Here is a 6,551-nt window from a genome sequence, read left to right as displayed (position 1 = left end):
TTCCATCTCGCGTACAAACTCGCTTGATGCAGCGGGGCTTAAGTTGAGAGCATTGCCCCGCACAGGGGCAACGCTAATAGACCACTAACAAATCAGGCAAAGGCCAAAGGCAGCAAAAGCACAGGCACGCAGCCAATTCTAATTCCGCCAATTAGCCTCATAAAACCTCACATACCCACTCCGCAACACAAGACACTGCGCCCGAGTCTCCGACAACAACCGCCGCGTGGCGGCCTCGATCCTCGCCCGATGCGTATCGAACGCCCCAACCATATCCTCCAGCCGCGGCGACGCCGCACCGAAATGATCTTCCAGCGCCTCCGCCGTGATCATGCATTCCACCCTCTCTCCATCGACCATCGCCGGGAAGGCCAACGTGAGTTCGCGACCTGAATATTCAGGAGTTTCATTCGGGAAAAGGATCTGCATGGGGTTCACCTGGAAGGTTGATGCTGCGCATGAAGTCGCCGGGTAACGCGCACGCGGGTTGCGTCTGTCGCGCCGGCAGCTCCATCCTCCTTGTCCAATGCTGGTGGCGCGGGCTCGTCACTTCACTGCGACGGCGCCGTCGTTCGCGCTCCGCGGAAGTGATTTGATTCACTTTAGACGAGTTCGGCCGCTCCGCAAGTTTTCCTTTCGTTTGCTTGATCTGAAGGCGAGGCGCGGCTCGTCGGACGTCATCGCGAGCGCCGCGACTCCGTTCTTTCCCTGCCATGCGCTTCCCGCCTGGTCCTGTAATATCGGTGTTCGGCCGCGCGCGCCTATGTTGCGCTGCGGCATGCAACGGCGGGCAACGTACCCGCCGCATCCGAACACCGGAGACATGCCTTGACCCATCGTCCTGCCACGCCGCCCGCCATCGGTCGGCCAGATGTCATCGCGCAAGCTCATGCCCGTTCGCTTCAGATTGGCCTGCGCGCGTCGGAAACGCCGGACTTTCATCCGCTGCGCCGGCCCGCGCTGCGCGAACTGGTCGATCGCAATCAGTCGCTCTATACGCATGCGCTGCCCGTCATGGAAACGCTGCATGCGCAGATCGTCGACACCCAAAGCATGGTGCTGCTCACCGACAATCGCGGGCTGATCCTGCACAGTCTCGGCGACAGCGACTTCGTCGAAAAAGCCAATCGCGTCGCGTTGTGCCCGGGCGTTTCATGGGCGGAAGCGGATCGCGGGACAAACGCGATCGGCACCGCGCTGGTCGACGGGCAGCCGACCGTCGTGCACGCCGACGAACACTTTCTGCACGCCAACCGGATTCTCACCTGCTCGTGCGCGCCCATCGCGGATCCGTTCGGGCGCACCATCGGCGCACTCGACGTGAGCGGCGACACGCGCGGCTTTCATAAGCACACGCTCGCGCTCGTCAGAATGTCGGCGCAGATGATCGAAAATCATCTTTTCTCCAATCAGTTCGCCGACGCGATTCGCGTGCGTTTTCATGCGCGCGCGGAATTCATCGGCACGCTGTTTGAAGGACTCGCGGCGTTCGCGCCGGACGGCACGTTTCTGTCCGCGAATCGCAGCGCTTTATTCCAGTTCGGGCAACCGCTCGCCGATCTGCAACGGCAATCGTTCGAGGCGCTGTTCGGCGTCGCCTTCCCCAAGCTGTTGCAGCAGCTCACTCGCGCGCCAGGCGAAAGCATCGTGCTGACGCTGCCGAGCGGCGTGCGCGTGCTCGCGCGCGGCGAGTATTCGGCGCCGCGTCATGTCGCGTCGGCTGATGGGGTGGCTCCTGCATCGGCGTCCGCCGGGGCGCGCCGCGCGGCACGGCTGGGTGATCCGGCGCCGCTCGCCACGCTCGAAACGCTCGATACCGGCGACGCGCAGATGTCAGCGGTTCTGCGGCGCGTCGCGAAGCTGCGCGGACGCGACATTCCGATTCTCGTCCTCGGCAAAACCGGCACCGGCAAGGAGTGGCTCGCGCGCGCGATCCACCACGACTCGCCGCGGCGCAACGCGCCCTTCGTCGCGCTGAATTGCGCGTCGTTGCCGGAGACGTTGATCGAAGCGGAATTGTTCGGCTATGAAGACGGCGCGTTTACCGGCGCGAAGAAGCGCGGCAGCGTCGGCAAGATCGTGCAGGCGGATGGCGGCACGCTGTTTCTCGACGAAATCGGCGACATGCCGCTCGCCCAGCAAGTGCGCTTGATGCGCGTGCTCCAGGAGCGCAGCGTCGTGCCGCTCGGCGGGACGGGGGCGGTTCCCGTGGATCTGCGCATTGTCTGCGCGACTCACCGCAATCTGCGCGAGATGATCGAGGCGGGCACCTTCCGCGAGGACCTCTATTACCGGATCAACGGACTCGTCGTGACCTTGCCGCCGCTGCGCGAGCGCACCGATCTCGCGGCGCTCGTCACGCGCATGCTGGCCTTGCAGCCCGACGGCGAGCGCCTGCCGCGCCGCGTCTCCGACGCCGTGCTGGAGCGATTCACGCAATGCCGCTGGCCGGGCAATCTGCGGCAACTGGCGAACGTGCTGCGCACCGCGAGCATCATGGCCGAAGGCGCGGAGCAGATCGAACTGGAGGATTTGCCGGATGACTTCCTGCAGGATTGCGTCGAGGCTCCGGCTAACGAACCTGCGCAATTGCCTGCGGCGTCAGCGAACGATGATGGCGCAAGCGTGGCCATTGAGCCGCCCGCTCAGGCATCGCCCGCCCGGATGGAGGAGTGGCAAGCCACGTTGATCGCGCAAACGCTCGCGCGACTCGACGGAAACGTCTCGGCGGCGGCCCGCGAGTTGGGGTTGGCGCGCAATACGGTGTACCGGTATTTGCGGCGCGGCGGCACGACGCATTGAAGCGGCGGACGGCTGAGGCGTACAGGTGAATGCCGCCGTGCGCATGCTTGCGCATTCGCATGACATGAAGCGCTGCGACGCTCCAGACGCCGGAACGTCCGCGCATTCCGCGCGCCGTGTAAAGTGACGCACTCCGTCACCGATTCACACGATGTCCGACTCCACTCGCTCGCCTCTCGTTCGCGTCGAACCGCTCGGCACGAGTTTCGAAGCGCCCGATTCGCTCACGATTCTCGAAGCCGCCGGCTTTGCCAATCTGCGTCTGCCGCGTTCGTGCCGTAACGGCACGTGCCGCACGTGTCTATGCAAGATGACAACCGGACGCGTGCGTTACACGATCGAGTGGCCGGGTTTGAGCCGGGAAGAAAAAACGGAAGGCTATATTCTGCCGTGCGTGGCGATCGCGGAAACCGACGTGGTGATCGAAGCGCCGGAGGCGGTCGAATTGCCGCCCCGGTAAATCCGCTCGCCGCAACGCCGCGAACGCCACCGCCGCCACGAGCTATTGCGCGCTTTAACGCCCGCCCATCGCCCGGGCGATTTTCTTATCGGTGTTGTACTGGCTCAGCGCATAGACCGACCAGATCGCGGCAGGAATCCAGCCGATCAGCGTGATCTGCAAGATCAGGCAAATGATGCCGGCAAACGGACGGCCGATCGTGAAGAACTGGAACCACGGCAAAATGATGGCAAGCAATAAACGCATGCGGATTTCCTGTTTGTAATGACCCGTTAGTTGATCGGTGCGAAGCGCGGCACCTTCACGCCGTCCTGTTCGACCAACTCGAAAAACACCGAAGCCGGACGCGTCCAGATCGTACCATTGCTGGCTTTATAGACGATCATCGTGACGCTCGGATCGGACTCCAGCGTCGCCTCGCAAACCAGTTCGTAAATGCCGCCTTTGTAGTGCCGGTAGCGCACCATACGCATCTCCTTGAATTGACAACCGCTGCGCGCTGGCGCCGCGGTTAAAACGTTCAGCCGCCCTCTTTCATCTGCTTCAGAATCTTGTAGACGGTGGCGCGTCCCATCGTCAGCACGGCGGCCACGTAGTTCGCGGAACTGCGGCCGCGAAACGCGCCTTGCGCATGCAGCGCCTCGACGATTTCCCGCTTGTGTTCGCGCGTGAGCGCATTGATGCCGATTTGCCGCTCGCGCAGCCACGTGTGCAGATACGTGTTGATGCGGTCCTGCCAGTCGTCGCGGAACAGATCTTCCGCCGGCGCGTCCGTCAGATTGCCGCCCTTGATGAACAGATCGAGCGTGGAGCGCACGTCCTCGAACACCGCGATATTGAAGTTGATGCACAGCATGCCGGCCGGCTTGCCGTCGTCGTCGAACAGGATGTTGCTCACGCAGCGCATGCGCCGGCCGTCCCAGTTGAGCTTCTCGTAGGGACCGATGGTCCGCCCGCGCGCCGCATAGTGGACCTCGTCGAGCACGGACGGCCCGCCCACTTCGAGCTTCGACAGATTGTTGACGAGATACGCGATGGTCTGATCGCGCAGGTCGTGAATCACCACTTCGGCGCAGGGATAAAAGAGCGCCGCGATGCCGTCGGCGATGGGTGCGTAGCGGTCCAGCAGCAGGTCTTTCACAGGCGGCACGGTTGTCTTGCGCATTGGAAAATCGCAGTGTTCGGAGATGCCGCGCCGCCTTCCCACCAGCTAGGCGACGGCGAAGCGCGACGATTGAGCCGGCGAGCCGGCCACGCGCGGAGCTTGTCCCAAGGCGACCTTCTTCGCGCGACGACTCGCCATTGTAGCGACCCCGCTTAAGGTGCGGCGTCCTCAAAACCAGCGAGCCGCGCGAACCCGCCTGCTCATGACGATTTTTGTCCGCTTGGCGAGCGATTTTTTTTCGTGCGATAAAAGAACCCTCTATTTCACGGAGCAACAGATGGCCACGCTCGAAGCGTTTCGCGCCGTGCTCGACGACGAAGGCACGCCTGAGATCATCCGCAATCACATCATTGATTCGCTGCAATACGCGTTGCGCAATCACGGGCAAATCTTCACGTCGAAGGAAGTCGAATGGCTGGCCGTGTGGGACGACGCGCGCATTCCGCTCGCGGCCTCACGTGAGTTGCAAAAGCGCGTCGCCGAAACTTCCCGCTGAGCCATCGGGCCCCTGCGGGCTCTCGCCGCCACGGCGAGAACCCGCACCCGGCGCACCGCTCATGCGCCACGCCATTCAGCGCGCCGCTCTCTCGCGCTCAAAGCCCCGCCACATGGGCGGCTCGCCGGTGCGCGGAACATTTCGCTATCCAATCAGGCCCATTTAGTGCATCATATTGGAATAGCTGTATCCGCATTCGCAGCACTGGCAGCACCAGGCAGTCTCAAACCGGCATCTCCGCACTACCCCCGACTGTTCGACCGCCGCCCGTCGGCGATCCCGTCACTCCGGCAATGCGCCGCATGCATTCGCCGCCGCGAGTTGTGCAGCTGAGTCGTTCAGCTTTACGCGTCCGGTGTCCGCGCGACATCAGCGTGTTTCTTCTCCATCGAATCCGCGCTCAAGCCCTTGCCATCGGGCCTGCTGCGCCAATCTTTTTCCATGGCGGCGCGCCCCAAGGCGCTGCGCCGCCGGCCTGTCGTGCCGCGCGTAACACGCGTGACACGCCGGCCACGTAATACAGGACACATGCTTCATGAATTCAGTTGTCAAGACGTACAAGGGTTACGAAATTCATCCGCTCGTCTATCCGCGCCGCCCGGCGGACGGCCAAACGAGCCGCAATGCCGACGCAGGCTACGACGCGTCGGTGCGCATCTGCCGCGTGGGCGCCAATCCGGCTGCCGACGGGCGCGTGTTCCGTCTGCAATACCTGTTTCCGTTCGACGGCACGGGCAAGGCGCGCATCGCGTGCATGGCGCATGCTGAACAATTGATCGACGGTCGCGTGGACGGCCAGTCCGTCGCCGATCTTTGAGCGGTTTACTATCAGCGCATGGGCTGATGCCGCACAAACAGCGGGCCCAGGAGGGTCTACTGTCAACCGTATCCGATGTTGCGCCGCGCGGCCTCGCCGGCGGTCAACACCCCTTATCCCATCGACCAGGAGTTATGCATGGCGAAAGAAGAACTGCTTGAACTTGACGGTATCGTCGACGAAGTACTTCCGGACAGCCGTTACCGCGTCACGCTCGACAACGGCGTCGTGGTTGGCGCTTACGCGTCCGGACGCATGCGCAAGAACCACATCCGTATTCTCGCGGGCGACCGCGTCACGCTGGAACTGTCGGTCTACGACCTGACCAAAGGCCGGATCAATTTCCGCCACAAAGACGAGCGCGCCACCGGTGGCGGCGGCGCCCGCAACTCGCAGTTCCGTCGCCGTTAAGGCCGACGGCACGCTGAGCGCGTCCCGCGCGTTCCTTGCGTGACCCCATGCAGCTCGTTGCAGCTGTGCTGTTCGCGAAGCCTTTCGCGCGCCTTCTCCGGCTTGACTCGTTGACTCGAGCCTGAGCGGCGCGCTGCGGCGGCGCCGCGTTTCGTCCAGATGTGGTGCTCGATGGTGCATCGGCTTTGCGCCGCTGGCCGACTAGCGCTCCACTCTCTCTCGCTTCCCCTACTGTCCGAACACCGCTCCAGCTTCTTCCCGGCGGCGCTTTCGCGCGCCTGCTCGAACCTGCCGAGCCGATCGGCAAGCGGCCACACAATGCGCCGCTTCGGTGCATCGCTCGCGCATGCCCCGCTTCGGTGCGGCGGCGTCTGCCGGTATCGTGGATAAGTCCGTGATT

9 protein-coding genes are annotated in these 6,551 nt (G+C 63.4%); 5 read left to right on the top strand and 4 right to left on the bottom strand.

The genetic code is table 11. The features are described from left to right. Nucleotides 1–138: 138 nt before the first annotated feature. Entirely contained in the window at nucleotides 139–429 is a 291-nt protein-coding gene (locus BUE39_RS29125; RefSeq protein WP_073432126.1) for a DUF1488 family protein, read from the bottom strand. A gap of 399 nt (nucleotides 430–828) precedes the next feature. Between BUE39_RS29125 and BUE39_RS29120 the strand changes: the two genes are divergently transcribed. Together BUE39_RS29120 and BUE39_RS29115 are read left to right on the top strand one after the other, a co-directional pair. Next, on the top strand, nucleotides 829–2,802 hold the full coding sequence (locus BUE39_RS29120) for a sigma-54-dependent Fis family transcriptional regulator (protein WP_073432125.1): 1,974 nt from the start codon (nucleotides 829–831) through the stop codon (nucleotides 2,800–2,802). A 151-nt stretch (nucleotides 2,803–2,953) separates the two neighbouring features. After that, nucleotides 2,954–3,262, top strand: a complete 309-nt coding sequence (locus BUE39_RS29115) for a 2Fe-2S iron-sulfur cluster-binding protein (protein WP_073432124.1) — start codon at nucleotides 2,954–2,956, stop codon at nucleotides 3,260–3,262. Between the two features lie 54 nt (nucleotides 3,263–3,316). On the opposite strand, the gene BUE39_RS29110 is transcribed toward BUE39_RS29115, so the two are convergent. From BUE39_RS29110 to BUE39_RS29100, 3 genes are read right to left on the bottom strand one after another with little or no spacing between them, the layout of a single operon-like run. Further along, on the bottom strand, nucleotides 3,317–3,508 hold the full coding sequence (locus tag BUE39_RS29110; RefSeq protein WP_073432123.1) for a YqaE/Pmp3 family membrane protein: 192 nt from the start codon (nucleotides 3,506–3,508) through the stop codon (nucleotides 3,317–3,319). 26 nt (nucleotides 3,509–3,534) lie between these two features. Continuing rightward, a complete protein-coding gene (locus BUE39_RS29105; protein WP_073432122.1) occupies nucleotides 3,535–3,729 on the bottom strand; it encodes a DUF1653 domain-containing protein in 195 nt (64 codons plus the stop codon). 53 nt (nucleotides 3,730–3,782) lie between these two features. Continuing rightward, a complete protein-coding gene (locus BUE39_RS29100; protein ID WP_073432121.1) occupies nucleotides 3,783–4,427 on the bottom strand; it encodes a helix-turn-helix transcriptional regulator in 645 nt (214 codons plus the stop codon). Nucleotides 4,428–4,704: 277 nt separating this feature from the next. Here BUE39_RS29100 and BUE39_RS29095 point away from each other — a divergent pair, with 277 nt between their 5' ends. From BUE39_RS29095 to infA, 3 genes are all read left to right on the top strand, one after another. Continuing rightward, a complete protein-coding gene (locus tag BUE39_RS29095; protein ID WP_073432130.1) occupies nucleotides 4,705–4,923 on the top strand; it encodes a hypothetical protein in 219 nt (72 codons plus the stop codon). A 535-nt stretch (nucleotides 4,924–5,458) separates the two neighbouring features. Beyond that, complete coding sequence (locus tag BUE39_RS29090) at nucleotides 5,459–5,740, top strand: hypothetical protein (RefSeq protein WP_073432120.1); 282 nt, start codon at nucleotides 5,459–5,461, stop codon at nucleotides 5,738–5,740. A gap of 138 nt (nucleotides 5,741–5,878) precedes the next feature. After that, nucleotides 5,879–6,151 (top strand): translation initiation factor IF-1, encoded by a 273-nt coding sequence (gene infA / locus BUE39_RS29085; RefSeq protein WP_007177610.1) that lies wholly within the window; start codon nucleotides 5,879–5,881, stop codon nucleotides 6,149–6,151. The last annotated feature ends 400 nt before the right edge of the window (nucleotides 6,152–6,551 follow it).

The organism is Paraburkholderia terricola (assembly GCF_900142195.1).
Taxonomy (GTDB): domain Bacteria; phylum Pseudomonadota; class Gammaproteobacteria; order Burkholderiales; family Burkholderiaceae; genus Paraburkholderia; species Paraburkholderia terricola.
The sequence above is the reverse complement of the archived record's forward strand: the minus strand, read 5'-3'. Positions and strand labels throughout refer to the sequence as shown.

What these genes read in the sequence shown, in the direction of transcription:
- BUE39_RS29125 (WP_073432126.1), bottom strand. Translation starts at nt 429, where the DNA reads ATGCAGATCCTTTTCCCGAATGAAACTCCTGAATATTCAGGTCGCGAA.
- BUE39_RS29115 (WP_073432124.1), top strand. Translation starts at nt 2,954, where the DNA reads ATGTCCGACTCCACTCGCTCGCCTCTCGTTCGCGTCGAACCGCTCGGC.
- BUE39_RS29110 (WP_073432123.1), bottom strand. Translation starts at nt 3,508, where the DNA reads ATGCGTTTATTGCTTGCCATCATTTTGCCGTGGTTCCAGTTCTTCACG.
- BUE39_RS29105 (WP_073432122.1), bottom strand. Translation starts at nt 3,729, where the DNA reads ATGGTGCGCTACCGGCACTACAAAGGCGGCATTTACGAACTGGTTTGC.
- BUE39_RS29100 (WP_073432121.1), bottom strand. Translation starts at nt 4,427, where the DNA reads ATGCGCAAGACAACCGTGCCGCCTGTGAAAGACCTGCTGCTGGACCGC.
- BUE39_RS29095 (WP_073432130.1), top strand. Translation starts at nt 4,705, where the DNA reads ATGGCCACGCTCGAAGCGTTTCGCGCCGTGCTCGACGACGAAGGCACG.
- BUE39_RS29090 (WP_073432120.1), top strand. Translation starts at nt 5,459, where the DNA reads ATGAATTCAGTTGTCAAGACGTACAAGGGTTACGAAATTCATCCGCTC.
- infA (WP_007177610.1), top strand. Translation starts at nt 5,879, where the DNA reads ATGGCGAAAGAAGAACTGCTTGAACTTGACGGTATCGTCGACGAAGTA.